At 63.1% G+C, this 1,052-nt stretch carries 1 protein-coding gene; it reads left to right on the top strand.

Annotated elements, in window-relative coordinates:
- Positions 1-1,050 (top strand): elongation factor Tu (tuf, locus tag E5S69_RS32050; protein ID WP_171518317.1); only part of this gene is annotated, 1,050 nt, incomplete at its 5' end.
- Positions 1,051-1,052 lie beyond the last annotated feature (2 nt).

Here is a 1,052-nt window from a genome sequence, read left to right as displayed (position 1 = left end):
GACGAAATCGACGCAGCGCCGGAAGAAAAGGCCCGCGGTATTACCATCAATACCGCGCACGTCGAATACGAGACGGCCAACCGCCACTACGCGCACGTTGACTGCCCGGGCCACGCTGACTATGTGAAGAACATGATCACGGGTGCCGCGCAGATGGACGGCGCGATCCTGGTGTGCTCGGCCGCTGACGGCCCGATGCCGCAAACGCGTGAGCACATCCTGCTGGCCCGCCAGGTTGGCGTGCCGTACATCATCGTGTTCCTGAACAAGTGCGACATGGTGGACGACGCCGAACTGCTCGAGCTGGTCGAGATGGAAGTTCGCGAGCTGCTGAGCAAGTACGAGTTCCCCGGCGACGACACCCCGATCATCAAGGGTTCGGCCAAGCTGGCGCTGGAAGGCGACAAGGGCGAGCTGGGCGAAGTGGCCATCATGAACCTGGCCGAGGCACTGGACACCTACATCCCGACGCCGGAGCGTGCCGTTGACGGTACCTTCCTGATGCCGGTGGAAGACGTGTTCTCGATCTCGGGTCGCGGCACCGTGGTGACCGGCCGTATCGAGCGTGGCGTGGTCAAGGTCGGCGAAGAAATCGAAATCGTCGGTATCAAGCCGACGGTCAAGACCACCTGCACCGGCGTGGAAATGTTCCGCAAGCTGCTGGACCAGGGCCAGGCTGGCGACAACGTTGGCCTGCTGCTGCGCGGCACCAAGCGTGAAGACGTCGAGCGCGGCCAGGTGCTGTGCAAGCCGGGTTCGATCAAGCCGCACACCCACTTCACCGGCGAGGTGTACATCCTGTCGAAGGACGAAGGCGGCCGTCACACCCCGTTCTTCAACAACTACCGCCCGCAGTTCTACTTCCGTACCACCGACGTGACCGGCTCGATCGAGCTGCCGGCGGACAAGGAAATGGTGATGCCGGGTGACAACGTGTCGATCACCGTCAAGCTGATCGCCCCGATCGCCATGGAAGAAGGCCTGCGCTTCGCTATCCGCGAAGGTGGCCGTACCGTCGGCGCCGGCGTCGTGGCAAAGATCCTCGACTAAGC

Origin of the sequence: Cupriavidus necator (assembly GCF_013141915.1) — a bacterium.
GTDB classification, from domain to species: Bacteria; Pseudomonadota; Gammaproteobacteria; order Burkholderiales; family Burkholderiaceae; genus Cupriavidus; species Cupriavidus necator_B.
This window is presented reverse-complemented; position numbering and strand designations above follow the sequence as displayed.